This is a genomic window from Bacillus sp. FSL R5-0709, from assembly GCF_038004785.1.
Taxonomy (GTDB): domain Bacteria; phylum Bacillota; class Bacilli; order Bacillales; family Bacillaceae_G; genus Bacillus_A; species Bacillus_A mycoides.
Genome location: NZ_JBBORT010000001.1, coordinates 1,039,879 through 1,064,816, shown reverse-complemented (window position 1 = coordinate 1,064,816; position 24,938 = coordinate 1,039,879). Strand labels below are relative to the sequence as shown.

General features: G+C 36.3%; 27 protein-coding genes and 1 pseudogene. 9 read left to right on the top strand and 19 right to left on the bottom strand.

From position 1 onward, the window contains the following. Window positions 1-136 precede the first annotated feature (136 nt). Complete coding sequence (locus MKX37_RS05440; RefSeq protein WP_078422071.1) at window positions 137-2,254, bottom strand: transglycosylase domain-containing protein; 2,118 nt, start codon at window positions 2,252-2,254, stop codon at window positions 137-139. Window positions 2,255-2,381: 127 nt separating this feature from the next. Here MKX37_RS05440 and hmoB point away from each other — a divergent pair, with 127 nt between their 5' ends. After that, complete coding sequence (gene hmoB / locus MKX37_RS05435; protein WP_002168949.1) at window positions 2,382-2,891, top strand: heme-degrading monooxygenase HmoB; 510 nt, start codon at window positions 2,382-2,384, stop codon at window positions 2,889-2,891. Window positions 2,892-3,011: 120 nt separating this feature from the next. On the opposite strand, the gene MKX37_RS05430 is transcribed toward hmoB, so the two are convergent. The 3 genes from MKX37_RS05430 to MKX37_RS05420 all read right to left on the bottom strand — a co-directional run bounded on the left by MKX37_RS05430 (window position 3,012) and on the right by MKX37_RS05420 (window position 5,270). Beyond that, window positions 3,012-4,430, bottom strand: coding sequence for a PH domain-containing protein (locus tag MKX37_RS05430; RefSeq protein WP_078422070.1), 1,419 nt, complete (start codon window positions 4,428-4,430; stop codon window positions 3,012-3,014). Then, entirely contained in the window at window positions 4,423-4,899 is a 477-nt protein-coding gene (locus MKX37_RS05425) for a PH domain-containing protein (protein WP_002186468.1), read from the bottom strand. The genes MKX37_RS05430 and MKX37_RS05425 overlap by 8 nt, the downstream gene beginning before the upstream one ends. Before the next feature lie 74 nt (window positions 4,900-4,973). Beyond that, window positions 4,974-5,270 (bottom strand): hypothetical protein, encoded by a 297-nt coding sequence (locus MKX37_RS05420; protein WP_003187801.1) that lies wholly within the window; start codon window positions 5,268-5,270, stop codon window positions 4,974-4,976. A 240-nt stretch (window positions 5,271-5,510) separates the two neighbouring features. Here MKX37_RS05420 and MKX37_RS05415 point away from each other — a divergent pair, with 240 nt between their 5' ends. Continuing rightward, a complete protein-coding gene (locus MKX37_RS05415) occupies window positions 5,511-5,894 on the top strand; it encodes a hypothetical protein (protein ID WP_078422069.1) in 384 nt (127 codons plus the stop codon). 73 nt (window positions 5,895-5,967) lie between these two features. Here the strand turns inward: MKX37_RS05415 and MKX37_RS05410 are convergent. The 7 genes and pseudogenes from MKX37_RS05410 to MKX37_RS05380 all read right to left on the bottom strand — a co-directional run. Next, window positions 5,968-6,225: pseudogene (locus MKX37_RS05410) on the bottom strand (CPCC family cysteine-rich protein); the annotation flags it as partial. A 24-nt stretch (window positions 6,226-6,249) separates the two neighbouring features. Then, the gene (locus MKX37_RS05405; RefSeq protein WP_139367919.1) at window positions 6,250-6,675 is read right to left on the bottom strand and encodes a hypothetical protein; all 426 of its coding nucleotides are present in this window, start codon (window positions 6,673-6,675) and stop codon (window positions 6,250-6,252) included. Between the two features lie 213 nt (window positions 6,676-6,888). Further along, window positions 6,889-7,542, bottom strand: a complete 654-nt coding sequence (locus tag MKX37_RS05400) for a DUF975 family protein (RefSeq protein WP_050001287.1) — start codon at window positions 7,540-7,542, stop codon at window positions 6,889-6,891. A 202-nt stretch (window positions 7,543-7,744) separates the two neighbouring features. Beyond that, window positions 7,745-9,184: a PH domain-containing protein gene (locus MKX37_RS05395; RefSeq protein ID WP_078422068.1), complete on the bottom strand. Its 1,440-nt coding sequence runs from the start codon at window positions 9,182-9,184 to the stop codon at window positions 7,745-7,747. Beyond that, on the bottom strand, window positions 9,177-9,653 hold the full coding sequence (locus MKX37_RS05390; protein ID WP_002030228.1) for a PH domain-containing protein: 477 nt from the start codon (window positions 9,651-9,653) through the stop codon (window positions 9,177-9,179). The genes MKX37_RS05395 and MKX37_RS05390 overlap by 8 nt, the downstream gene beginning before the upstream one ends. Before the next feature lie 83 nt (window positions 9,654-9,736). Next, window positions 9,737-9,907 (bottom strand): hypothetical protein, encoded by a 171-nt coding sequence (locus MKX37_RS05385; protein ID WP_002011131.1) that lies wholly within the window; start codon window positions 9,905-9,907, stop codon window positions 9,737-9,739. A 2-nt stretch (window positions 9,908-9,909) separates the two neighbouring features. Next, entirely contained in the window at window positions 9,910-10,494 is a 585-nt protein-coding gene (locus MKX37_RS05380) for a TetR/AcrR family transcriptional regulator (RefSeq protein WP_002125785.1), read from the bottom strand. 156 nt (window positions 10,495-10,650) lie between these two features. Here MKX37_RS05380 and MKX37_RS05375 point away from each other — a divergent pair, with 156 nt between their 5' ends. After that, complete coding sequence (locus MKX37_RS05375; protein WP_113936597.1) at window positions 10,651-10,791, top strand: sporulation protein YjcZ; 141 nt, start codon at window positions 10,651-10,653, stop codon at window positions 10,789-10,791. A gap of 193 nt (window positions 10,792-10,984) precedes the next feature. Here the strand turns inward: MKX37_RS05375 and MKX37_RS05370 are convergent, their stop codons facing one another. The 6 genes from MKX37_RS05370 to ecsA all read right to left on the bottom strand — a co-directional run bounded on the left by MKX37_RS05370 (window position 10,985) and on the right by ecsA (window position 16,634). Then, complete coding sequence (locus tag MKX37_RS05370) at window positions 10,985-11,686, bottom strand: LutC/YkgG family protein (protein WP_078422066.1); 702 nt, start codon at window positions 11,684-11,686, stop codon at window positions 10,985-10,987. Further along, window positions 11,667-13,097, bottom strand: a complete 1,431-nt coding sequence (locus MKX37_RS05365; RefSeq protein WP_078422065.1) for a LutB/LldF family L-lactate oxidation iron-sulfur protein — start codon at window positions 13,095-13,097, stop codon at window positions 11,667-11,669. Before MKX37_RS05365 ends, MKX37_RS05370 begins: the two co-directional genes overlap by 20 nt. A gap of 2 nt (window positions 13,098-13,099) precedes the next feature. After that, a complete protein-coding gene (locus tag MKX37_RS05360; RefSeq protein WP_002168964.1) occupies window positions 13,100-13,837 on the bottom strand; it encodes a (Fe-S)-binding protein in 738 nt (245 codons plus the stop codon). Between the two features lie 128 nt (window positions 13,838-13,965). Next, a complete protein-coding gene (gene ecsC / locus MKX37_RS05355; RefSeq protein WP_063226418.1) occupies window positions 13,966-14,673 on the bottom strand; it encodes an ecs operon protein EcsC in 708 nt (235 codons plus the stop codon). Window positions 14,674-14,686: 13 nt separating this feature from the next. Beyond that, window positions 14,687-15,898 carry an ABC transporter permease gene (locus MKX37_RS05350; protein WP_078422064.1) on the bottom strand — a complete coding sequence of 404 codons (1,212 nt, stop codon included), beginning with the start codon at window positions 15,896-15,898 and terminating at the stop codon, window positions 14,687-14,689. After that, window positions 15,891-16,634: an ABC transporter ATP-binding protein EcsA gene (gene ecsA, locus MKX37_RS05345; protein WP_001292616.1), complete on the bottom strand. Its 744-nt coding sequence runs from the start codon at window positions 16,632-16,634 to the stop codon at window positions 15,891-15,893. Before ecsA ends, MKX37_RS05350 begins: the two co-directional genes overlap by 8 nt. Before the next feature lie 581 nt (window positions 16,635-17,215). On the opposite strand from ecsA, the gene MKX37_RS05340 reads away from it, so the two are divergent. The 3 genes from MKX37_RS05340 (at window position 17,216) to MKX37_RS05330 (ending at window position 19,079) form a co-directional block, all read left to right on the top strand. Continuing rightward, complete coding sequence (locus MKX37_RS05340; protein ID WP_001016832.1) at window positions 17,216-17,650, top strand: HIT family protein; 435 nt, start codon at window positions 17,216-17,218, stop codon at window positions 17,648-17,650. A gap of 209 nt (window positions 17,651-17,859) precedes the next feature. Beyond that, window positions 17,860-18,222 (top strand): YtxH domain-containing protein, encoded by a 363-nt coding sequence (locus tag MKX37_RS05335; RefSeq protein WP_002011120.1) that lies wholly within the window; start codon window positions 17,860-17,862, stop codon window positions 18,220-18,222. Between the two features lie 299 nt (window positions 18,223-18,521). Continuing rightward, window positions 18,522-19,079 carry an HTH-type transcriptional regulator Hpr gene (locus tag MKX37_RS05330; RefSeq protein WP_002011118.1) on the top strand — a complete coding sequence of 186 codons (558 nt, stop codon included), beginning with the start codon at window positions 18,522-18,524 and terminating at the stop codon, window positions 19,077-19,079. A gap of 5 nt (window positions 19,080-19,084) precedes the next feature. Here MKX37_RS05330 and MKX37_RS05325 read toward each other — a convergent pair whose 3' ends face one another. Then, window positions 19,085-19,420 carry a YhaI family protein gene (locus tag MKX37_RS05325; protein WP_002087170.1) on the bottom strand — a complete coding sequence of 112 codons (336 nt, stop codon included), beginning with the start codon at window positions 19,418-19,420 and terminating at the stop codon, window positions 19,085-19,087. Window positions 19,421-19,538: 118 nt separating this feature from the next. Between MKX37_RS05325 and MKX37_RS05320 the strand changes: the two genes are divergently transcribed. The 3 genes from MKX37_RS05320 (at window position 19,539) to helD (ending at window position 23,674) form a co-directional block, all read left to right on the top strand. Further along, entirely contained in the window at window positions 19,539-19,733 is a 195-nt protein-coding gene (locus MKX37_RS05320) for a hypothetical protein (protein WP_000172693.1), read from the top strand. A 447-nt stretch (window positions 19,734-20,180) separates the two neighbouring features. Beyond that, the gene (gene prsA / locus MKX37_RS05315; RefSeq protein ID WP_016119763.1) at window positions 20,181-21,044 is read left to right on the top strand and encodes a peptidylprolyl isomerase PrsA; all 864 of its coding nucleotides are present in this window, start codon (window positions 20,181-20,183) and stop codon (window positions 21,042-21,044) included. A 293-nt stretch (window positions 21,045-21,337) separates the two neighbouring features. Further along, a complete protein-coding gene (gene helD / locus MKX37_RS05310; RefSeq protein WP_078422063.1) occupies window positions 21,338-23,674 on the top strand; it encodes an RNA polymerase recycling motor HelD in 2,337 nt (778 codons plus the stop codon). A gap of 6 nt (window positions 23,675-23,680) precedes the next feature. On the opposite strand, the gene MKX37_RS05305 is transcribed toward helD, so the two are convergent. Beyond that, a complete protein-coding gene (locus MKX37_RS05305; RefSeq protein ID WP_078422062.1) occupies window positions 23,681-24,937 on the bottom strand; it encodes an FtsW/RodA/SpoVE family cell cycle protein in 1,257 nt (418 codons plus the stop codon). Window position 24,938 lies beyond the last annotated feature (1 nt).

The following is a 24,938-nucleotide window of genomic DNA, read 5'->3' as shown; positions in this document are numbered from 1 at the left end:
ATATTTATCTTTTTTTACTATACAGCTTGTAAAAACAAAATGCATAACATTATGTACGTTGTTCATTAAATTGACACAAACGTTCGTAAAAACGTTTACTATTTTCACAACATTCTTATTATAGCACAGAGAAAAACTACGGTTTAGCTACTTTTGACTTTTCTCCTTCACGGTTCGTTTGTGTGTTATATGGCACAACGTAAAAACTTGGTTTTGAGAATATATTAATAAACTTCTCCTCATATTTCCCCGTTCCTTTTGCCGTTCCAACGTGAGTATGAATTCCTTTTTCAACTTTATAAATCCGATACATAATTCGCTCATCAGGAAGCGGCGTCCAGCTTAGTTTCATTGCAAATAAACCGAAAGGACTAAATGCTAGTTTTGCTTCCACGTTTTGAATCTTATCTAAACGAATTGGCAGTCCAATTGTTTCAACACCTTTTGGCCTATGAAAACTCGCTTTATCTTGTATGTTTGCTTTCGTTAAAATCTTTTTAAATAACATCGTTGCAGATGCATTTCCATCTTGTAATTGATGCTCTTTATCGGTGCGGTCATAGCCAATCCAAACTGCACCTACTAAACTCGGTGTATATCCAACGAACCACATATCACGCGCACCATTGTCATCATTCGGCAATGAAGTTGTGCCTGTTTTTCCAGCTAAAGCTCCATTATATACGCCAGCTTTCGCCGTACCTTCTTTCACAACTCCTTCAAGCATCTTTGTCATATACCATGCCGTTTGCTTCGAAAAGACTTTCGTTTCAGCTTTTGATGATTCTCCAATAACCGCCCCGTGTCTATTTAATACTTTATCGATAACGTGCGGTTCGATAATATTCCCGTTTGCTAAAAAAGATCGGTACATTTTGACAAGATCAAATGGAGACACACCATTTTTTAGCCCGCCAAGTGCTGTGCTTAAACCTGAGTCCGCAATATGAACATTCCCTTTCTCTAAATATTGCTTTCCCTCATCTACCCCTAATTCATTTAATAAAGATACAGCTGGCACATTTGCTGATTCTAATACCGCATCGTACATCGTCATCTCTTTCGTATACTCATGATTATAATTTCGAGGTTCATAACCTTCAAACGAACTTTTTTCATTCGTTAATAAAGAATATGGATTATATTTCTTCGTCTCAAGTGCAGGTCCATATACGATAAGCGGCTTTAAAACAGAACCAGGCTGCCGCTTTGCAAAAACGCGATTAAGCCCTCTCGGAACATACTCTCTTCCGCCAATCGCGGCTTTAATTCCGCCAGTCTGATTATCCATTAATAAAAATGCACCTTGCGCCCCGTTTTCTTTACCAGGGAAATTTCTCGCATCTTGAAACTGGTTATATGCTACCTTTTGAACTTTTTCATCCATCGGTACGACAAACGTATATCCTCCGCGCAGTACTTCTTGATGCGATAAACCATATAAACGCGCCGCTTCATCTATAACCATATCGATATACGGCATATATGCGAGTTCACGTTCATCTGAATTTTTATAAAGAGCTATTGTTTTCCCTTGGTAACGAACACTATCTTCCGCTGTTAAATAGCCTTGTTTATGCATAAGTGACAAAACAAGATCACGGCGCCCTTTACTCTTTTCTAGGGATAAGTACGGTGAATAGCCATTTGGCGCTTTCGGAAGCCCTGCAAGCATAGCTCCCTCTTCCACTGTTAAATCTTCTACATTTTTATTAAAATACAACTTTGCTGCCGCTTGAATACCATATGCCCCATGACCGAAATAAATATGGTTCATATACATTTCAAGAATTTGCTGCTTCGTATATTTTTGCTCTAATTGAAGAGAAATTGCGACCTCTTTCAATTTGCGCGTAAATGTTTTTTCGCGAGTTAAAAAGACGTTTTTAGCTAGTTGCTGCGTAATCGTACTACCGCCTTCTACCTTCTCTCCAGCTAACGCGTCTTTATAAAGCGCCCGAAATATAGAAGGGTAATCAATTCCTTGATGCTCATAAAAACGAGAATCTTCCACAGCAATAAATGCTTGCTGCACGTACTTTGGAATTTCTTCAATCGGCACGAGCTCTCTATTTTCTACATATAACTTCGTAATTTCTTTTCCTTTCTGGTCAACGATACGTGATGAAGAGTGGAAAACAAGCTGCTTTTCATCCATCATATAGCCACCAGTTAACACAATAAGTTTATAGAGTACAATCGCTACTACGAACGTTGCTAACCCGCCTAATAAAGTCCACTTTGCTTTCTTCATACATCGGCCTTCTTTCCAAATGATGGTACATTTATTATTTGAAAAAGAAGTATCTTTATGTATATAATCTTCGAAGTTTTTTAAGAGAATTGATATAATAGAGACAAACCATAAAGGGGGCATTAAAATGAAGGCTATTATTTCATACGAAACACCTCTAGAACAAGCACATTTCACTGCAAAAAATAACGAAAAAGATATGTTTTATAAAGAAAATACTGAAGAATCTGTAGAATCGACACTTCAGTATGACGTATTAGACGCTGTTGGAGAATTTAAAGGACAATCTGGCTACATCGTTTGTAACAACATTTCTGTAACAGACGAAGGTCGCCCTGTATTTGAAAACCGTTTTAAAAACCGTGCTGGTCTAATCGAAAATGAGCCTGGCTTCCAAGCAATCCGTGTTCTTCGCCCATTAAGTAATGATACATATGTCATCTTAACGATGTGGGAAACTGAGCAAAACTTTAAAGACTGGACAGAATCACGTTCATTCGAAAACGCTCATAAAAAACGCCCTGCACAAGCAGAAGGACAAGCACAGGCTCAGGCTCAGGCGCATCCACATGCAGAACAGCAAAAAAGCATTTTCTCTCGCCCGTCGTTCGTGACTACTTTTGATGTGTTAGTTTAATTTTCGGAGTTCGGAGTCAGCGGTATGTGAAATTATATCGGCGATTTTTCGAATATATCGGCGCAACTCGAAATATATCGACTTATCGACAAATGACGACACACAAAAAAGGAAACACCATTACACACCGGTGTTTCCTTTTTCTTTATACCAATTATATATGCGAAGCGCGTCTTCTTTTCGCATATGCTTCACTTCATAACCATGTCCCGCCACCGCTACAGCAGCTGTACATAACTCGTCTTTCTTTTGAAAATAAGATTGATTGTATCCGACCACTTGAATATGCCTTCTTCGCATGATCCCTGTATATTTCGCGAGACCTCGGTGCACCATTACTAACTGATTGTCTCGTATCATATATCCACCACTTTTATATCTAGCGTATGCAAGTATTGTAAATACAATAAATAGCGGTATAAGAACGAACAACGCAGTATGTTGTTTAAAATATATACTCGCACCAGCGATTGGCACAGCGAGCACAGCACTTGTAATCCAGCCCATTACGACGTAACGGCGTAATGCAGCCTTCGGTAAATGAACGATTTCCTCTTCTATTTCATACGGTAACTGTAAATAGGCAAGTAGCTGCTGTACATCTTTTTTCTTCATAAAAGGATGTAACATCACTTCATTCCCTGCGGCTTCTATACTTTGAATGACTTCCACTTCGACAGAGCAATAACCGAAAGGCTGGCGGAGAATTCCTTCTTTCACAGTAATTGCTTGAATGCGGTGGAGCTTTAAGACAAACTCTTTCTTATCAAATAACCCTTGCACAATACGAATTTCATTTCCGTTTCGCTCTATTTTAAAGTTCGCATATTTTAGCGCATAACCAGCTGTCGAAACGACCCACGAAACCGCCATTAAAATCGCGGCCATAACGATTAATTCATATACACCGTTATCCATCACATACGCTTCCACTTTATTTATGAGCCATTCTGGAAGAAATTGATTAAACTCTGTGTAAATAAGAAGTAATCCAGAAAACACTAATCCGAATCTACCAGACGTAATGGAAGCTACTAAAATCTCTTTCATCGTTAACTGATAAATCGTCTTACTTTCTTCTGCCATGGTTACTTCTTCACTCGCAGCGCTTCTTTTTTTATTTAATAAGGCAATCAGTTCCTTCGCTTCATCTTCTTTAATACCAGCTAACATCACTTCCGGCTCACTACCGCCGCCCGCTACTTCTATATTTAATTTCGTAAGCCCAAGCATTTGATAAATGACATTAGAAGATGTACTAATGTTTTGCACACGATCTTTATTTAAATAACTTTCCTTCTTCACAAAAACACCGTGTTTTATATGTAAAATATTATTTTCAACCCAGTATACTTTGAAATACCATTTTACAGCTGAAAAAATAGCCATAATAAATAATACAAACAAAAGAACAAGATGTAAGAAATACCAAGGTTTTACTTCACCATCTGAACGAAATAAAACAAGAAAAATAAAAGGCAACAAAGTCGCAATTCGAATACCTAACAATATCGTGATCGGATGTTGCCTCTTATACACCCTCATCACTCACTTTCGCAAGCTCTCCAATTTGTCTTTTCAACTGTTCTGCTTCTTCTTTCGTTAAACCTGGAATACTATGAGAAGTTGCCGCTGTTGAAATATGTAATTCTGCTAAATTATACTTTCTCATAATTGGTCCTTGCTCAATCGTTACGTGCTGCACACGAATCATCGGAATAAGTACGCGCTTCACAACGAACATTCCCTTTTGAATCTCAATCTCTTCTTCATTTAATCTGTAACTATAATAACGTTGACGTAAATTTGGAAATACAAAATAGTCGAGTGGTATGTATATAACTGCTCCTGTCACTAACAATCCAAACAACCAGCCCCACCAGTTAAAGTTAATCATAAAAAAGAAATACGCAATTACGACTGCTAGTATAACCGCCGCCCCAATTAAAGCATGAATTCTCCACACTTTTAGCATATTAGAATGAATCTCCCTCTCTAACGGCTGCATCTCATCACTCCAATTATATGAATTTATTAATTATATATTAGTTGTTATATACAGTTTTGTAAAATTATAGTTCCTTACATTGTGTCGAGCATTTCTTTAAAATTCCCTTCATTAATGGAATACACCTGAAACTGAATGTAATCTATCTCATTCGTATTAGGGCGAGCGTATGGCAAAATGTTAAATTTAGAAGCAGTTCTTCCTAACATATCTATAATCATTAGAGAAACGTCAATATATTCGAAGTCTACACGGAATACTACTGCTTCTCCCGTAAATTCATACTCTTTAATCGCATCATAAGACTTATTCGCACTTATAAGCGTCACTTTTAATAGTTGGTTTAAATTTTCTGGTTTGAAATTAATCATTTATACAACTCCTTTTTTAATAAAACACTATAAAAATAGTGTTATCTTTTACTTTCATAGCCTCACACATTCATTATATTAAAAATAAAGCTAGTTTTTTATAAATTTTTTGATATAATTACTTACGGGAAACGGGAAGAATTTTGTCTTCCCGTGTGTTTTTATTTGCATCTAGTACTTTTGCTAGATGCTTTTTTTTATATCATTTTACATAACTTCTATAGTAAGAGGATGATTCTATTGAAAAAATTCATAATTAGTTATTTAACATGCTTACTAGTTTCCTCTGTCATTGTAAATGTTTTACAGTATACACGAGTTCCCAATTTTGCAGATTCATGGGGACCAATTTGGGTATCAATCATTATGTATATTATTCTTGGCAGTATCCCCATTCTTATCGGTTGTTTATTAGGTGAATTTTGTTATAAAAAAATAAAAAGAAGTCATGAATTAAAAATCGGCATTCCTTTATTTATACTGCTAGGTATTTCCTACAATCATTTATTCTTTACGTGGTTTAACGACAGAGATTTTCTATCCTTTAATTTAAATGCCTTTTTGGATACTGGCCTTCCTATTACTGTATCATCTTTATTGTTTTATCTTATAAGACGTCGTTAATTCTTTCATCATTGCATAAAAAAATGTTATTACTCTTGTTACATTGAGTAATAACATTTTTATTTAAAGCTATTTAACAAATTTGCTTCCAACTAGCGTCCTTCACATCTTCACTAGTCGGCTTTCTAACTGATTCCACAAAACATTCATCGCAAGCACCAAATGCAATGAAATTTTTCTGTGCTTGCCTTAACGAAACTTCATTTGCTCCACCTTCAAAGTCATGATCGTTAAACTGAACAGGATCATCTTCCCAGTAACATATGTTACAAATTTCATATGTACCTGGTGGTTCTTCTTCTAACGTTTTATATCCGCAGCATGGACAAGTTTATTTCATTTTGTCACTCCATTATTAACTGATTTTTTTCTCCCATATATTCCGACTCACAAAGAATGTAACAGCACAAATCATAGTTATTTCCATGAAAAGAGTATTAGAATCTTCATATGTAGTTGGAATCCCTACCGTTACGAAAACAATACTAAAAGCTAAAAGTAGATATAATAGCAAAGATATAATATAGCTCAATTTAAATCGTAAAATGATACCTCTAAACAATAGCTCACCAAGAAGACATCCGCCTAAAATAATAGGTACTCCGAAATACAATGTAAGGACTCCCATTTGCGAAGTAGCTTGAATTACCTTTCCAAGTATGGTCGGCGAAATCATCTCATCATTTTTTCCCATCCTATCATATAAATCAAGTGCCGTTGCTGAAATAAAGAAACTTAATATAGAAAATGAATACGGCATTAAAAATTTACTCAATCTCATTCACCTCACTTTTTCCTTTACATATATTATTCATTATTTTCTATCATTTTTACATAAAAAAATAACCCTCTATGATAAAACATAGAGGGAAGAATTTCTATATAAAAACCTATACCTTACCCTGAAGTGAACCCCGAAAACAGAACACATATCAAAACACCTAAACCGTCTGTTCCCTATATTCTTTAGGGGACAAGTGGTTTAGGTGGTTTATTAGAAGCTAGTACCTTCTTTTTTATAATATTCTTTTGAAATCTCTTCATAAAATGCTGCCGATGTCGCGTAGAAATAAGGTGCAGACCATAAGAAACCGATTCCTAAAGTAAGAATACTTAAAATGAACCAGCCAAGGAAACTTAAGCATAGTAAAAAGTAATCCATTTTATGTCCATTCATCATATGGCGACTTTCGGTAATTGCTTGATTCGCTGTGTATTCTGGACGATCATTCAAAATAAAATACGTCATAGAATAAGAAAATGATTTAATAATACCCGGAATAATAAGAAGTAATGTCCATAGCATCAAGTATACATACATTAGTAAATATGTTAAAAACGACTTCATAAGCTTACTTCCATCGCTAAACCATCTAAATAAATCACCAATGCGAGCACTAGTCTCACGGATTACATTTAAAACAAGATAGTAGGCGCCTATTGTTAACGGACCAATAACAAGCATTGCAATAATACTTACTATAAGCGAATCACTTGCTTCCTCCCAACCCCAAAACATCGAGAAAACACCTGTAATTAGAAGTTCAACAGCTCCAATAAGGATTCCAAGTAATAAGGTTGCCCCTACCGCTAATCCCCATTTTCCTTTTAATGCATCAAGTGCTTCTCTTTTCAACTGACTTATCATATATAACCTCCTAATATTATTTCTATATTAGTATACCATTTATATCAAAAATTTCACGAATTTCCCTGAAATAGAAAGGTACTACTTTTTTTCTGATACGTATTGAGAAATGTGAGCTGTATTTGCACCCATATATGAATCAAACTACTCATTTCTCCATAACAAAAAAGCCTGCCTTTCATAATAGGCAAGCTTTTTTAAATTAATCCTCACTTATTTTCTTCTTATACCAATCCTGCATTCTCTCCGCATCTTCTACTCTCGTATGCTCTAGTTTATAATTCGATGATGCACTAGAAAACGTATACGTACATAAATCCGCTCGGCGCTGGAAATATGATTGTGTTTTTTCAATTGATTGGACGTGTCTTCTTCTTACAAGTCCTGTATGTTTCCCAATACTACGATGTATAATCGTAATTTGTTCTCCGTTTACACCGTAACCATTTGTTTTAAATGTTGCGTATCCAAGTGTAAAGATGAGGATAGCTAGCGGTAACAACGCCCACATGATGAAATACTTTTCAAAGTATATGCTTATCCCAGTAAGCGGGACTGCTAGCATTGCGAAGAAAATGAAACTATCAATTAAATAACGGCGCAAGGCTGCTTTTGGTAATGCAGTAATATTTGTATTCAGTTCATATGGCAATTGTAAATGAGAGAGTAACTCTTGCACACGATCTTTTCGAATAATCGGATGCAGCGTAACTTTGTCTTTCTCTTCTCCCAATCCCTTACTTTGAATGACTTCGACTTGCACAGCACAATAACCGAACATCTGACGGAAAATACCTTCTTTTATCGTAATCCCTTGAATGCGGTGTAACTTTAGTACAAGTTCTTTCCTTTCAAGTAATCCTTGAGAAATACGCACTTCATCGTTTTTTCGATTTACTGTGAAATTACCATGTTTTAACGCGTAACCAATTGTAGATATAATCCACGAAAGGACGAGTAAAATAGCTACCATGTAAATCCAGCCGTATATATCATGATCCATTACATACGACTCTACGCTATTTTTTATCCATTTCGGAATGTACTCATCTACTTGGTGATACACGAAAAAGATTAATGAGAATAATAATCCAAATTGACCGGATGTAACAGATGCTAATAAAATTTCTTTCAAAGTTAATTTGTACTCTGTCGCTTGCTTTTCCTCTGTCATAACTTCTTTTTCTACTACTTCTTCTGATGTTTCTTCTGCTTTTACTTCTGGAGTTGGCTCATTTAGTAAGGAAATAAGCTCCTTCGCCTCATCTTCTGTAATACCAGCTAGGCTTACTTCGGCATCATCGCCTCCGCCAGCTGTTTCGATTTGAATTTTCTTTAAACCGAGCATTTGATATAACACGTTTGAACTTGTATTAATCGTTTGGACACGTTCTTTATTTAAGTAGCTCTCCTTCTTCACAAAGAGCCCTTGTTTAACATGTAATACGTTATTTTCAACCCAGTATGTTGTGTAATACCATTTTTCAAACGCTGAAAAGACGGTGAGTAAACCGAATCCAGCGGGAATTAAATACCAAAATGGAAACTTTCCATTTAAACTAAACATGAAAATAAGTAATGGTATAAAATCTGTTATTTTTAATTCTAATAACATCGTAATGGGATGCTGCCTCTTATACATCCTCATCACTCACTTTCGCTAATTCTGCGATTCTCGTTTTTAACATTTCTGCTTCATACATCGTTAAGCCTGGAATGCTGTGAGAAGTTGCTGCCGTTGCAATATGTAATTCTGCTAATCCATGTTTTCTCATAATTGGCCCTTGTTCAATTGTCACGTGCTGTACACGAATCATCGGTACTAATACGCGCTTTACTACGAAAAGACCGTGCTGAATTTCAAGCTCTTCTTCATTTAATTGATAGCTATAATAACGCTGACGTAGTTTCGGGAATACAAAATACGAAAATGGTGCTAGCGCAACTGTTAACCCAACCATCACATACAAAATCCACGCCCACCAATCAAACTTTATCATAAGGAACAGGTAAGCTAAAATGACGAGAATACCGATCCCTTCTTCAATTACAGCACGAACTTTCCACACCTTGACCATGTCAGGATGAATTTCATTTTTCAATGGATCCATGTAACCACTCCAAATCTATTAATCTAATATATGAATTGTCTCAATCTATATTTTACATAACTTTACATAAAATTGAAAATTTATTATTTATCCGTTTTTTTCTCAGGAATAAAATATCCGAACCAAAGGAGCCAAACTAAACTAATTAATGCGAGCCAACCTTTATCCGCTTGGAAAGCTTCAATCATACCTGGAATTTTATACACTCCCACAAATCCAAGGAAACCGAGCCACCAGTTTTTCTGCATTTTCATTTTTATTCCCCCTCCTTCATTACGTTTTTCACATTTTGAATCCAAATTTCTTTATACTTTAACTGGAATCCTATTAATATGTAATTACTCATATTATCAATAACGAGCGCTAATGTATGCGCGTTTTCTTCAGTTGCATGTTGTGACACAACACCAAGTTCCACACCTTTCTTTAATAAATCGTGGAATCCATTTAAAAACTCTTCTTGTATTTCAAATAAGCGTTTCTGATACTTTTCATTTCGCGTCGCCGTTACGATGAATTCATTTATAACGCGTAATATGCCTTCTTGACCTCTATACTCAGACAACATATGTAAACCATCTGCGATTAACTTTTCTGCAAAGTTTTCTTTCGTATATTGTTCTTTATCGAAGTAATTGACGAAATAATATCCAGAAAAAATCTCTTCAAATAAAAAATCAACTAGCGCTTCTTTAGACGGAAAATGATAATAAATAGCTGGCTTTGATATACCTACTTCTTTCGCAATCATTGAAAGACTCATCTTCTCAATGCCATGCTCTGCCATTAGTTTAAATGATGCATCTACAATGTGCTGCGATGTTTGTAAATTTTTTGTCATACTGTACCTCTTCTATTTTTACTTACCGGTCGGTAAATAAATTGTAAAATGAAAATGAATGATTTGCAAGTTAATTAGAGTTTTAAAAGGAACTTCTTCATGAACCTAGAAAAATATAAAGTAAAAACAATGTATAACGATAAGGAGGATTTTCATATGGGATCTGGCGGTAAAGGTGGTAGCGGCGGTGAAGATGGCAAAGATGGTAAGAGCGGTAGTAGTGGGCTTTTATTAATCATTCTGCTCTTTATCGTATTCATTATAATTGGAGCTAGTTATAGTGTGTTTAGCTTCTAAGAAAAGACACAATTCAGTTAGTTATAGTAGCGTAGAAAACTGAAACAGAGATTAAAATTTTCCTTCTTAAGGTTTCTTCACCAGTAAGGGCACACAAAATAGAAAGCCCCGGTTATATTTAACAGCCAGCGCTTTCTATTTTCAGTATTCTTATAATGCTTCATCTATATTTCCAACTCGCACACGTAAATCGTTATTGATCATCCACAATAATATACGCTGTTCGGATTGGCCCATGCACACCTACGACAAGGTTCATTTCAATATCCGCGCTATTTGACGGACCAGAAACGAAGTTCACACAAGCCGGCAAGTTTTCTCCCGCTTTATTTTGATCATGAATCAGTTTTGTAGCTTGGGTTAATCTTGGTACAATCGTACTTTTAGGAACGATTGCAATATATGACTCCGGAAGAAGACTCACATGTCTTCCTTTTAACCCGTCATTAAATAGTACAACGGTTCCTGATTCTGCCAAAGTCATATCACTGAACGTAATGCCAAGGTCAGCAGCTTTCGCAAATGCTATGTCCTCTTCTTTATGTTCTAATCCCCATGTAAGAAAATGTGTTGTACCTTTATTGCTGAAACATGGCGTAAGACCATACTCATTAAAGCGCTCATCATTCGAACATATAACAGATTTGATATTCCATTCTTTTATAAAAGACCCCAATGTTTCAACAAGATTTCCCTTTGTTGTTCGCTTTACTTCTGTATGAATGACTTCGCAGTGCTCTATTAACTTTAATACAAGTTCGTCTTGCGCCAGTCCGTCAAAAACAGTCCACTGCGGGGAAAAAGACCAGTTCGGTTTTTCCACTGCTTCTGGACGTTTCCTACCAAGCTTTTCTGATAACTGGAGTAAAAATTCCTCACGATTTTGGATGGCCATCATTGTTCTCCTTTTCGTGTTTTTCAAACCACTCTCGAAACGGTTGTTTTTTCGGAACTGGAAAATCTCTCGCATCCGTCCAAGCTTTTAACGGCCCAATTCCGCGCTCGATCTTATCCCCTTTTGCAAGAGGTTTTAATGCATACGGAGCGCTCTTCGCTGCAAAAGAAAATAGTCTAGGACTCTTCACCGCTTTTTCAAAACCTTTCATAGCCACGTTCCAAACTACAGGTGATCGTTTTTCTTCTACAATGCGGCTGCGATGTTTAATTAATAAGTCATGTAACGGGATTTTCACTGGACACGCTTCTGTACAAGCACCACAAAGGCTAGATGCGTAAGGTAAATCCTTATATTCATCATATCCCCCTAAAAGCGGTGTCAACACAGCTCCAATTGGTCCTGGATAAATAGAGCCATATGCATGTCCACCAATATGCCTGTATACAGGACACACATTAATACATGCCGCGCAACGAATGCACTGGAGGACACTTTGGAATTCCGTTCCTACAATATCGGAACGACCATTATCAACAATAACTAAATGAAATTCCTCAGGTCCATCTGTTCCGCCAGGCTCAGTTAATCCTGTAATATAACTTGTTAACTTTTGTCCTACAGAACTTCGGCATAGAAGTGTTACTAAAACATCAAGCTCTTCCCATGTCGGAACAATACGTTCCATCCCCATAACTGTAATCAACGTTTTCGGAAGTGTCGTAGTAAGTCTTGCATTTCCTTCGTTTGCTACGATAGAAATTGACCCAGACTCTGCAACAGCAAAGTTACATCCAGTCACCCCTATATCCGCTGCAAAAAAATCATCACGTAAATACGATCTTACAAACCTCGCCATTTCCGTAGGATCAGATGTTCCAGTATAATTTAACTTTGTTTTAAATATTTCACAAATGTGTTCTTTATCCTTGTGAAGGCACGGAACAACAATATGTGACGGAGGATCGTGGTCGTTCACTTGTAGAATAAATTCAGCAAGATCTGTTTCTAACACTTCCGCTCCAGCTTCTTCAATCGCTTCATTTAAACTAATCTCTTCCGTTACCATCGATTTTGATTTCACAATTTTTTTCGCATTTTTCTTTTTTACAATCTCTTTTACATATTCCCTTGCATCTTCTGCAGTCTTTGCGAAATAAACGAAACCACCGTTTTTTTCAATATTTTCACTTAGCTGATGTAAATAATAATCAAGGTTTTCTAATGTATGCTTTCGAATTTCTTCTCCTAAAGCTCGCCATTCTTCCCAGTTTCCAAGACTCTCAGTAGCTTTTAATTTCTTAACTCTAAGACCATCTTGCGCTTTCCTGACAGCCTGTCGCATAAATTGATCCCCAATGCCTGTTGCAGTACGCTTATGAAAGGGATCGTTCCCAATTTTCATTCCCATCTCTATATCCCCCCTTGTTTTCGATCTTCATTTAATACTTGAGCAATATGTTTTACATCAATTGGATAACCATTACGTGTTAAACGTCCTTTTATATTCATTAAGCAGCTACAATCCATCCCAATTAACAATTCCGCACCGGTTTCCATAATATGCTTTACTTTTTCTTCAACCATTTGCTCAGAGATTTCTGGCATTTTCACCGAGAATGTCCCTCCAAATCCGCAACAATCATAATTATGCGGCAATGAAACAACTTCCAGTCCCTTTACACACTTTAATAGTTTTTGCGGTGGTTCCTTAATCCCCATTAATCGGCTCATATGACAAGATGTATGAACCGTTGCTTTTTTATGAAGCTCTGCACCTAAGTCTTCTTTCCCTAATACTTCCACAAGAAATTGTGTGAATTCATATGTTTTATTTCCAAGTTCAGTAGCTTTTTTCTTCCAATCCGCTTCACTTTCAGAAAATAAGCTAGAAAACTCGTGAACCATCATAGCGCAAGACCCCGATGGTGCCACAACATATTCTGAACTAGCAAAGGTTTCAATCATATGCTTTGCAGCTGTTTTTGTTTCTTTCACATACCCGCTATTATAAGCAGGTTGTCCGCAGCAAGTTTGGCTTTTAGGAAAATCAACTTCACAGCCTAAATCTTCAAGAATTTCGACGACATCACTTCCGACCTCTGGATAAAAAACATCTGCCACACAAGTGATAAAAATTGATACTTTCATATTTGCCCCCCTAAATACAGTAAAGTAATCTCAAGTAACTCTATTTGTATATTATTGGTAAAAAGATGAAAAATATGAATAAAAATAACAAAAAGCACCCTAAATTACACATGTAGGGTGCTTTCTTTTTAATTTCTATTAAGTAAGCGCATACGATAACAATTCATCGTCACTTCCCCAAGCCTTTGCAATAATTGATAGTTCGCATACGCGCCGACCGGGGCACCGATGATCGGGACAAGCTGAAGCATTTTTGCTAAATCAATATAGTCTCGGTATTCTGTTTGGAACTTTTCCCAGTCCATATGATTTTCTTCTTCTGTATCCCACGTTTCAATTACTTTCCATACTTCTTTTCTATGGTCATCACTCGAAAAAGCAAGTTGGAAAACGTGAAGAATAAAAAGGCGCTCTTCTTTTTTACTCGTATCAAATCCGTACAATGTCGCTGCATCAAATAAAAATTTTATTTTAATGGTAAGTAGAAGCGGAAAATCAGCAAGACCGAGGAGAATACCACCTGCTCCCGTTCCTGCTCCTTCTGCCGCTGCGACTTTTTTGTACTCATCCATTTTTTTACGTACTTCATCGTCTCTTCTTTGCAGTGACCAGTTCGTTTCTTTTAGCTTCGGTTTTATGAAGTTTGATCCAGCGCTAATTGTTTGCACCATCATCCGAATCGTTTCTGTTAGTACCTTTTGCACTTTCGCGGGCACTAGTTGTTGCACTTTCACCTGCACTTTTTTAGAGAACCGTGTCATCATAGAAGAATCTTTCATGAATGTAGCTTTCCACTGCTCCAATTCTTTTATAACCTTCTCTTCATATGTAATCATAGGTTCATTCCTTTCAGTTTAAACGCTCAATGCGCTTTGCACCGTATTGATAAACGAAACCAATACTAAATAATATGCTTACGACAAATAAAATGCCGGTCATTACGAAATCTTTCGTCGCAAGTGCAAATATAATTGTAAATACAACGCTACCAATGATAAGAATCGCATTTAATAAAGTAAGGAAATCTCTCTTCTTCTCGTCTCCCCCTACCGGATATAAATCAAGCCAAACTTTCATACGGTGATGTTTCCAAAGGGTTAAGAGCTGGTAGCCGATTAAGTATAAGAAAACAAAGCTTACGATAAAACGTCCATATAAAAATGGGATAAAGTAAAGAATAATTCCCCCAAGAACGAGTAAACGCATATATAATCCGAAATAGTTACCCGATCTTAAAAATGTTCTCGTATATAAGTATAAATATGTACGTTTCTCACCGATCATCGAAAGAATGAAATCAAGCCATTTCCTACGTGATACTCTCTCTTTTAACGCTGGTATATCAACGAACATATTCGCAATGCGGTACAGCAGCATCATTTTTTTACCCTCTTCAGAAATTAAATACTCCCAGTTTAGCGGCTTTCCTTTCACCTTTTGATGCATAACAGCAAGGTATAGCGCCATTAAAAAGACAATCACACCGGTAAAAATGACTGAAGTACGTTCTACAAGGACGTACACAAATATGCCGTTTAAAATAAAACGAATAAACCAATCCGCTCTTTGTACATTTTGATCTGTTAAAAATGATTTTTCCCACGCTACGAATAAATTCCACGCTTTTACAATGACAAACGCGATTACAATCCATATGTAATTGGCACCTGTTTGTTTCATTTGCTGGAAGTATAACGGGGCAAGCGCAGCGGCTACCATTGCGATTATGTATAACTGAATCATAAACGTAAAGAGAAATGCCTTCGTAAAGTAAGGCTTTAACTTTTCTTCAACTGGCAGCAAATACACGAGGTCTGCTTCTTTTAATAACGTTTGGACTGACCCAGCTGTTAATACGAGGCCAAGTAAGACTGCCATAACAATCGCTGTCGGAAACGAAGGTGTTAACGTTTGTAACCATTGCTGGTAATAATACGCTCCTGCGCCGATGATAAATACGAAAATAAATTTCAAATGATCATTAAATACATATTTACTATATGTACGAACTTCTTTTAGAAAGTGCCGAAATCGTTCTTTCCATAACGCTGTGCTATTCATAATCTTCTTCCTTCGTTAACGCAATATAAATATCATCAAGCGTTGCACCAGGCATATTAAACCCGGATTGAAGTTCTGATAATGTTCCCATCGCTCTCACTTCACCTTGATGCAAAATAATGAATGAATCACAATAGCGCTCTGCTGTCGCTAAAATATGTGTACTCATTAAGATGCCCGCACCACTCTTTTTCATTTGATCCATCATTTGAAGAAGTGATTGAATCGCTAACGGATCAAGCCCAACGAAAGGTTCGTCCACAATGTAAAGTGATGGTTCAACTAAAAATGCACTCATAATCATCACTTTTTGTTTCATCCCTTTTGAGAAATGAGACGGAAACCATTTCAAACGATTTTTCATGCGAAACTCTTGTAATAGTTGTCCTACGCGTTCTTCATATTGTTTTTCATCTACACCGTACGCCATCGCTGTTAATTTCAAATGCTCTTCTAACGTTAACTCATCATATAATACTGGCGTTTCTGGAATGAAGGAGAAACTAGAACGGTACGCTGTCATATCATCACGAATTGTTTTCCCATTAATTGTGACAGTTCCTTTTTTCGGCTCCATTAAACCGATGATATGTTTAATTGTCGTACTTTTCCCGGCTCCATTTAAACCGATCAAGCCAACAAGTTCGCCTTTATTAACAGAGAACGAAACATTTTGCAGTACAGGTCGTTTCGTATATCCTCCTGTAACATTTTCTACACGCAATAACTCGCTCATACGACACCACTTTCTTCATTTATATTCATTCACTTTTGTAAGAAATGTATATATTCATCTTACCAAAAATCATGGTGCACTACATAGTATCGATGCCTTCAAAAAAAAATTTAAATTTCTTGGCATATATTTTTACGAAAGCGGACATCATAATTAGTGAAGAAGGAACACATTGAAAAAGCAACCACCAATTGATGAGTACAACAACATAGTGAAGTCATCATGAAATGGGGTGTCCAAGTTGGACAATGAAATTTACACATAACCAGATAATTTGTTTCATTTTCGAAACGGGGTGTCTCCGAAAGAGCATATACTGTTTTAAAAAATAAACAATTTCATTTTAAAAAAAGACTGCAATTCATTTCACTTGAAAATGGGGTGTCTACGGCAGAAACTTTAGCCGATTTACCGTGCATTTCTTAAATAAATGAGGTGTCTGCGAACCGTAAATTATAAAAAATGCTTTTTCAATCCCTCTTCAGAAAACAGGAAGCTGAGTCAGCTTCCTGTTTTTCGTGTTTGTTCTCCTATGTAATTATGGTAAAATACGGCTAAGACTATTTGAAAGGATGAGATCGATGAATCATACAGCGGACAATTGTATTTTTTGTAAAATCATTGACGGGCAAATCCCTTGCTCAAAAGTATACGAAGATGAACATGTACTTGCATTTTTAGATATTAGTCAAGTAACAAAAGGACATACTCTTGTTATTCCAAAAGTACACAAACAAGACATTTTTGCGTTAACGCCAGAAATCGCATCACATATTTTTGCTGTCGTTCCAAAAATCGCAAATGCAATGAAAGCAGAATTTAATCCAGTTGGTTTCAACCTACTTAACAATAACGGCGAGAAAGCTGGACAAACTGTATTCCACTTCCACCTTCATTTAATTCCACGCTACGGTGAAAACGATGGTTTCGGTGCTGTTTGGAAATCACACCAAAATGAATACACAATGGAAAATTTACAAAACATCGCAAGTACAATTGCAAATAGTGTGAAATAGTGCCACTATAATAAGAAGTAATACATAATAAGCCTATTCCTCTGGCATTTATTGTATGGCTTCTTTCTTCACAAAAAATGCCGGGGGTATGATTTTTTTGTGCATAGCATGTACAAGAGAGAAAAGCTCGCTTTTCTTCCCCTTGTCTTAAAGATATGCACACTTTTATACATCATGAATACGAACGAAAAATAAGGAGGTTTCCTTTTATGTCAAAAGCTAAATCCTTTATTACAGGTGTACTTTGCGGCGGAGCAGTTGCTGGACTAGCCGTTCTTTTCTCAACTCCTTCTTCTGGTAAAGCTATGCGCGGTAAGCTGAAAGAAAAAGGAACTGATATTAAAAAAACATTAGCTGATATTACAGCTGATACGAAGTTATTAAAGCGTCAAATCGTTGAAACTGCTTCAGAAGGTAAAGAAGTATTCCAAGAACTAAAAGACGATATGCATGACACGCTTTCTAACTGGAAACAAGATATTTCTCAAAACAAACGACATATCGAAAAAGAAATTTTAGACATTCAAAAGTCAATTGAGAAACTACAAGAAGCCGTTCCAGAAAAAGCGTAAACATATTCCTGCTTAGTTTTTTGCATATAACAAATATTTTTCATACGAATTGACCTTAACACGGCATATCACATAGATATGCCGTGTTTTTATGCATTTACAATATATGTTATCCCTTAACATGTAAAGACAACACATGTATTCTCGACTCATAAAACGCTTCCATAGTTATGCATGATTTGTATAGAATGTTATTTTTCCGAAAAATTTTCACAATTCTCACAAAAAGACTTTATTAATTTTTATTTTACTGGCATAATAGATAATAATGAAAAAAGAATGTTAAAGTGGGTGAGTAAATGAAAAGTGGAGAAAAAAATTACTCGGTAAAAGAAGCGATGATTTTCAGCCAACGTATTGCTCAATTATCGAAAGCGTTATGGAAATGCGTAGAGAAAGATTGGCAACAATGGATTAAACCTTACGATTTAAACATTAACGAGCATCATATTTTATCAATCGCTTATCATTTAAAAGGGGCTTCTATTTCTGAGATTGCTAAGTTTGGAGTTATGCACGTATCAACGGCGTTTAACTTCTCTAAAAAGCTAGAAGAACGCGGCTATCTTGTATTCTCTAAAAAAGAAGATGATAAACGAAATACGTACATTGAAATTACAGACAAAGGGGAAGAATTACTACTTCGCTTAATGGAGGAGTATGACCCTGAAAATAATTCTGTTTTTAATGGGGCACTTGAACTTCGTAATTTTTACGGTAAGTTCCCAGAAAATATCGAACTTATTGCGATCCTTCGCAATATTTACGGACAGGACTTCATCGATATTTTTGAGAAATCATTAGAGAATATTGAGGAGAACTTTACGGAGACCGATCAAAAATTAGTTAAGAAATAATCTATTTATCCTTTCGCAATCATGCGTAAGAATTCATTCATAAGTGGCACAAATAAGCCCTGTTTTGCTAGCGCTTCCGCAGTTTCGTGTACTTCGAGCTGATGTGGAAGCGCTTTTTCAAATTGATCTAATAGCGCATCAAACAATAGAAGGCCTTCTGCTTTCTCCACTACATATTGTTCGTTCAGTCTTTCACAAAGTTTTAGTATACGTTCAATGTCTTTTTTACGAGCTTTTTTCTTTATGATTAAAGAATAAAATGGACACTTTTCTTCATCAATCATTTTAAATAGTAGATCTACGTAGTATTCAGCTTGTTCTAGTCTTCTTACAACGTCCATTTTCTCCCTCGCTTCCTAACACAAAGTCTTCTATTTCTGAATTTTGTAACACGAACAAAATATCGTATGATACAATATATAAAGTATATGTATTTTAGCCAAAAGGAGGTCTCGCCTCATGACTCTTATAACCGTTGTTTTTGTTGCATTCGCACTTCTTGTTATATTTTACACGAATTTCATGACACATACACTGTGTGAGCGAAAACAAATATCTGCGAGCCGCCAGCCCGGTGTCTTTCGAGTTATTAATGTATGTATTACCATTCTATTAATTTCTAGTTATGTAGAAATTATATTTCATGGAAAGTGAGGAAGGAAGCCCCTTCCTCATTTTTTTCCTCTATAAGCAAATTATACCTACTATAACTAATAAAATAAACAGTACAAGTAATAAAATAAGTTTTGAATTCATCCCCCATCCCCTCCTCTTTTCTGTATATGCGACATGCGCCCAATATGGTACCCTTTCAAAATCTGACACAAACTGGTTAAAATTTCTTTATCAATAGGAAAACCCGTCGAAATATGATATATTAAATTTTGTACATATTGCTTATACTATGAAATAAACGACACGCATCTAAACTTTATCCTAAAGCCTCGGTAAGCCCTGTTAAGCGTGCTTTTACATATAAAAAAAGCAAAGACATCAGTGAGACTTAATCAGGTTCTTATGAACGAAAATAACCTATCATAAGGCGTTTCTTCATTCGTATGGGATAAATTAAAAATACATAATAGTAGGAGTGTTTATTGAATGAAGAAAGCTATGCTTGCCTTAGCCGCAACAAGTGTAATCGCATTATCAGCATGTGGAACATCATCATCAGACAAAATTGTTACATCTAAAGCTGGTGACATCACTAAAGAAGAGTTCTACAATCAAATGAAGACACAAGCTGGTAAACAAGTACTAAATAACATGGTTATGGAAAAAGTACTTATTAAAAACTACAAAGTCGATGACAAAGAAGTAGACAAAAAGTTCGATGAAATGAAAAAGCAAGTCGGTGACCAATTCGATACACTAATGAAACAACAAGGCCTTAAAGAAGAAACAGTTAAAAATGGCGTTCGCGCTTCATTAGCTCAAGAACAAGCTATCGAGAAAACAATCACTGATAAAGAATTAAAAGATAACTACAAGCCTCAAGTTAAGGCAAGCCACATTCTTGTAAAAGATGAAGCGACTGCTAAAAAGGTTAAAGAAGAACTTGGACAAGGTAAATCTTTCGAAGAGTTAGCGAAACAATACTCTGAAGATACTGCTTCAAAAGAAAAAGGTGGCGACTTAGGATTCTTCGAACATGGTAAAATGGTTAAAGAATTCGAAGATGCTGCTTATAAACTGAAAAAAGATGAAGTAAGCGAGCCTGTAAAAACACAATTTGGTTACCATATCATTAAAGTAACAGACATTAAAGAACCAGAAAAATCATTTGAGCAATCAAAAGCTGACCTGAAAAAAGAGTTAGTTGCGAAGAAAGCACAAGACGGCGAATTCATGAACGATCTTATGATGAAAGAAATCAAAAAAGCTGACGTAAAAGTTGACGATAAAGATTTGAAAGATCTTTTCGAAGAACCAAAAGCTGACGCTAAAAAAGACGCAAAGAAATAATGAAGTGAAAAAAGCTTGGGTAGCCCCAAGCTTTTTTATTTTGTAGTAGTTTTTTGCCGATAAATTGATGTACTCCCTCACCTTACTCCATTCAACCAAAAAAAACCTTGGTTTCGTGTAGCACGAAACCAAGGTTTATCTTATTATCATTGATTAAATTAAAAAACTATGTTAAATTAGTACAGAAACGCATTCGTTAAAAACAAAAGAATGCATTTATCCGTATCTTAATTGTACAACAAAACACATCTTCAGTCAACCTCTATTTTTCACTTTTAAAGGAGTGCTTACGTATGAACAAAAAACTTGATCAAGAGCAAAAACGATTGGATAACGTAATAGAAACGATTACGGAGCAAATTGATAAACTGGAAAGCGAAACTGGCAGACGCCGGGCAGAAGTAATCAACATTCGTAAACACTTCTGGGATGATGTTAAAGTTAACACTGATACTTTTGACGATTATCTTGAAACAGTTATCAACTTAAGACAACAAGCTCAGTCACTAGCCGTAACACAAATTACCCATAAGCACACCTTTAATCGACTTGCCGCACTACGCCGTATGCATAAAGCACCTTACTTCGGACGAATTGATTTCAAAGAAGAAGGCGAATCTGGCGCAGAACAAATTTATATCGGGGTGGCTACACTTACCGATGCAAGTGGAGAAAACTTTCTTATATACGATTGGCGCGCACCAATTTCAAGTGTTTACTACGATTATCCACCAGGACCGGCTGAATACAGCACACCAGGAGGCGTAATCTGCGGCAATGTGGAGAAGAAATTACAATATATTATTCAGAATGGCGAGATTGATTCAATGTTCGATACGAGCCTCACAATTGGAGATGAAATTCTGCAACAAGCGCTCGGAAAAGGAACAAACAAACATATGCAAAGTATCGTTGCTACTATCCAGCGCGAGCAAAATGAAATTATCCGTCACGATGAAGGGCGACTACTTATCGTTCAAGGAGCTGCTGGTAGCGGTAAAACGTCAGCTGCCCTGCAGCGAATCGCCTACTTACTATATAAATATCGCGAATGGTTAAAAGCAGATCAAATTATTCTCTTCTCCCCTAACTCTATGTTCAACAGCTACGTTTCTAACGTACTACCTGAACTCGGTGAAGAAAATATGCAGCAAGTTACATTCCAAGAATATTTAAACCATAGACTAAGCAAGTCATTTGACGTTGAGGATCCTTACGAGCAATTAGAATATATGCTAACTGAAACGAATAGCGCAAATTATAAAACTCGGAATGCGAGCATTCGATTTAAAGCATCTACTCAATTTTTCGAGATGATTAGAGCGTACAGACAATCTCTTGAATCTTCAGGCATGCTATTTAGAGGAATGAAATTTAGAGGAAAACTGATTGCCTCTGCTAAAGAAATTACAGAGCAATTTTATAATACTGATTCCTCCCTCCGCTTCCATAATCGAATTGAGAAGTTAACGGATTGGCTAAACAAACAAATAGACACAATTGAAAAAAAAGAACTGAAAAAGCCTTGGGTAGAAGAAGAAATTGAACTACTTAGTAAAGATGAATATCAAAAAGCTTATAAATACTTACAGAAAAAAGGCGAGTTTGATGACAACTCCTTTAATGATTATGAAAAAGAAACGAAAGTACTCGGACGTATGATTGTCCGTAAAAAATTAAAACCATTACGTAAAGGCGTTCAAACGCTACGTTTTATCAATTTTACAGGCATATATAAGCAACTCTTCACAGATGAATCATGGGTTACTGGAGAAAAGCCTAAAGAATGGGATGACATTTGTTCACTAACTTTGAACATGCTTGATGAAGGAAAGCTACATTACGAGGATGCGACTCCATTTTTACTTTTAAAAGAATTAATTGAAGGCTTCCAAACGAACAGATCAATTAAACACGTACTCGTAGATGAAGCACAAGATTATTCTCCGTTTCAGTTCGAGTTTTTAAAACGTCTCTTCCCTGCCGCAAAAATGACAGTGCTCGGAGACTTTAACCAAGCGATATTTGCCCATGCGAGTGAAGCAGTAAATTTCAATACACTTACTAGCTTATACGGACCTGATGAAACGAACGGCATCAACTTAACTCGTAGCTATCGATCAACAAAACCGATTATTGAATTCACACGCTATCTCGTACCGGAAGGAAAGAATATTAACGCCTTTGAACGTGACGGCGAGAAACCTACAGTGACTAAAGTTTCTGATTACAGCGAACTGCATGATCGTATCACTTCTAAAGTCGCTGAACTACAAAAGCAACAGCACAATACGATCGCAATTATATGTAAATCCGCGGCTGAAAGTGCCGCTGCCTATGAAGCACTTAGTCATATCGAGAATATTAAACTTGTGAAAAGTAACTCAGCCGAGTATGAGCAAGGAATTGTCGTGATCCCTGCTTACTTAGCGAAAGGTATCGAATTTGATGCTGTTATTATTTACGATGCTTCTAAAGATGTATACAGCGATGAGAGCCTACGTAGATTGTTCTACACTGCTTGTACACGCGCAATGCATGAATTGCAGCTTTATAGCGTTGGTGAGGTTAGTCCTTTTGTAACAGGGGCTGCTTCGGAGAGTTTTAAATGTATAACGAAAACACCTTGATTTTTATCAAGGTGTTTTTTTCATTCTAAACGACATATCTTTACGTCGATATACACTTAGCACGATCCCCATTATAAATGCATGAAACAGAGTTGGTACTAATCCGTAACTAATAAAAGGTAATGATATAGCAACACGTGGTAATATCCCGAGGATCATGCCAACGTTACAAATGAAATGGACTACAAAAAGGGTTACTCCACCAACGAGTAGCAATTTACCATAACCATCATTTGTTTTATACGATATGGTCATTATTCTCACTGCAAAAAGAGAAAGAATCAAGACAAGAACTAGCGCAAGTACATATCCATAATAGTAAGTCAAACTCGCGAATACAAAATCAGTATGGGCAGCAGGGATAGACTTTATATTTCCATATGTACCGAACCAACCTGCTGAAGACATCGCCTCTTGTAAACGTAAATCCCATTGATCATGCGCTGGGTTTATAAATCCTAAAATTCTAGCTATCCGGTATTCTTTTACAGCAGACCAGGAAAATAGATCCCTAATAATAAAGGGTAAAATTGGTAACATTGTAATGAGCCATGCCGTTTTCTTTCCTAGCTTACTCCACCAAAGCATAACGAATACCATCGTAATATAGATGAAAATTGGTAAAAGAATTGATATAGTTGAAAATAGATATAAAGAAAATACGTACAACATGAGAAGATGCATAAACTTTAACCTACTATTATTGAAAAAAGAAGCCCAAGCTAGAAAGAAGAATGGTATCGTCATTAAACAGTCAATTTTGATGGGGCCAATTTTTATTATTGCTTCCCCAATCACGTAACCAGTCGGAAAGCATTTTATCATTAACAAGATAAGTACACCGATTGTATAAAACAGCCACCCGATCCTCTCTAACTTCCGATAATCAAGTAGCATGATCCCAACAGCTGTTGCAATGCCAAGAATCACAAAAATTACTTTGTTCATTAATAAATCATTCGTATGCCCAAGAGCTATTATTGGTAAAAACCCTAACCCCATAGCAGCCACTAATAAAATAAGTAAGAACCAATCCACCTTCTGCTTATGTAGTTTGTTAAGCTCCCGCCCTAATTTAATCGGACTTCCCATTTGTTCCACCGCTTTATTTTCAGCAACTTCCTCACTTAACCCTTTTTCTATCCATGTGCTCTTCGCCTGTTTTAAGTGAAAATCTAGTTCAGTTGCTACAAAGCTCTTTGCTTCTTTTGATTTAATATGATTCGTAACTTCGCTTACAAAACGCTCCCCTTTTTTATTCAAT

What these genes read in the sequence shown, in the direction of transcription:
- ecsC (WP_063226418.1), bottom strand. Translation starts at nt 14,673, where the DNA reads ATGATTACATATGAAGAGAAGGTTATAAAAGAATTGGAGCAGTGGAAA.
- helD (WP_078422063.1), top strand. Translation starts at nt 21,338, where the DNA reads ATGAACAAAAAACTTGATCAAGAGCAAAAACGATTGGATAACGTAATA.
- MKX37_RS05335 (WP_002011120.1), top strand. Translation starts at nt 17,860, where the DNA reads ATGTCAAAAGCTAAATCCTTTATTACAGGTGTACTTTGCGGCGGAGCA.
- MKX37_RS05395 (WP_078422068.1), bottom strand. Translation starts at nt 9,184, where the DNA reads ATGTATAAGAGGCAGCATCCCATTACGATGTTATTAGAATTAAAAATA.
- MKX37_RS05360 (WP_002168964.1), bottom strand. Translation starts at nt 13,837, where the DNA reads ATGAAAGTATCAATTTTTATCACTTGTGTGGCAGATGTTTTTTATCCA.
- MKX37_RS05390 (WP_002030228.1), bottom strand. Translation starts at nt 9,653, where the DNA reads ATGGATCCATTGAAAAATGAAATTCATCCTGACATGGTCAAGGTGTGG.
- MKX37_RS05380 (WP_002125785.1), bottom strand. Translation starts at nt 10,494, where the DNA reads ATGACAAAAAATTTACAAACATCGCAGCACATTGTAGATGCATCATTT.
- MKX37_RS05385 (WP_002011131.1), bottom strand. Translation starts at nt 9,907, where the DNA reads ATGAAAATGCAGAAAAACTGGTGGCTCGGTTTCCTTGGATTTGTGGGA.
- MKX37_RS05325 (WP_002087170.1), bottom strand. Translation starts at nt 19,420, where the DNA reads ATGGACGTTGTAAGAAGACTAGAACAAGCTGAATACTACGTAGATCTA.
- MKX37_RS05350 (WP_078422064.1), bottom strand. Translation starts at nt 15,898, where the DNA reads ATGAATAGCACAGCGTTATGGAAAGAACGATTTCGGCACTTTCTAAAA.
- MKX37_RS05375 (WP_113936597.1), top strand. Translation starts at nt 10,651, where the DNA reads ATGGGATCTGGCGGTAAAGGTGGTAGCGGCGGTGAAGATGGCAAAGAT.
- MKX37_RS05320 (WP_000172693.1), top strand. Translation starts at nt 19,539, where the DNA reads ATGACTCTTATAACCGTTGTTTTTGTTGCATTCGCACTTCTTGTTATA.
- MKX37_RS05400 (WP_050001287.1), bottom strand. Translation starts at nt 7,542, where the DNA reads ATGATAAGTCAGTTGAAAAGAGAAGCACTTGATGCATTAAAAGGAAAA.
- ecsA (WP_001292616.1), bottom strand. Translation starts at nt 16,634, where the DNA reads ATGAGCGAGTTATTGCGTGTAGAAAATGTTACAGGAGGATATACGAAA.
- MKX37_RS05370 (WP_078422066.1), bottom strand. Translation starts at nt 11,686, where the DNA reads ATGGCCATCCAAAATCGTGAGGAATTTTTACTCCAGTTATCAGAAAAG.
- MKX37_RS05440 (WP_078422071.1), bottom strand. Translation starts at nt 2,254, where the DNA reads ATGAAGAAAGCAAAGTGGACTTTATTAGGCGGGTTAGCAACGTTCGTA.
- MKX37_RS05340 (WP_001016832.1), top strand. Translation starts at nt 17,216, where the DNA reads ATGAATCATACAGCGGACAATTGTATTTTTTGTAAAATCATTGACGGG.
- hmoB (WP_002168949.1), top strand. Translation starts at nt 2,382, where the DNA reads ATGAAGGCTATTATTTCATACGAAACACCTCTAGAACAAGCACATTTC.
- MKX37_RS05365 (WP_078422065.1), bottom strand. Translation starts at nt 13,097, where the DNA reads ATGGGAATGAAAATTGGGAACGATCCCTTTCATAAGCGTACTGCAACA.
- prsA (WP_016119763.1), top strand. Translation starts at nt 20,181, where the DNA reads ATGAAGAAAGCTATGCTTGCCTTAGCCGCAACAAGTGTAATCGCATTA.
- MKX37_RS05425 (WP_002186468.1), bottom strand. Translation starts at nt 4,899, where the DNA reads ATGCAGCCGTTAGAGAGGGAGATTCATTCTAATATGCTAAAAGTGTGG.
- MKX37_RS05330 (WP_002011118.1), top strand. Translation starts at nt 18,522, where the DNA reads ATGAAAAGTGGAGAAAAAAATTACTCGGTAAAAGAAGCGATGATTTTC.
- MKX37_RS05405 (WP_139367919.1), bottom strand. Translation starts at nt 6,675, where the DNA reads ATGAGATTGAGTAAATTTTTAATGCCGTATTCATTTTCTATATTAAGT.
- MKX37_RS05420 (WP_003187801.1), bottom strand. Translation starts at nt 5,270, where the DNA reads ATGATTAATTTCAAACCAGAAAATTTAAACCAACTATTAAAAGTGACG.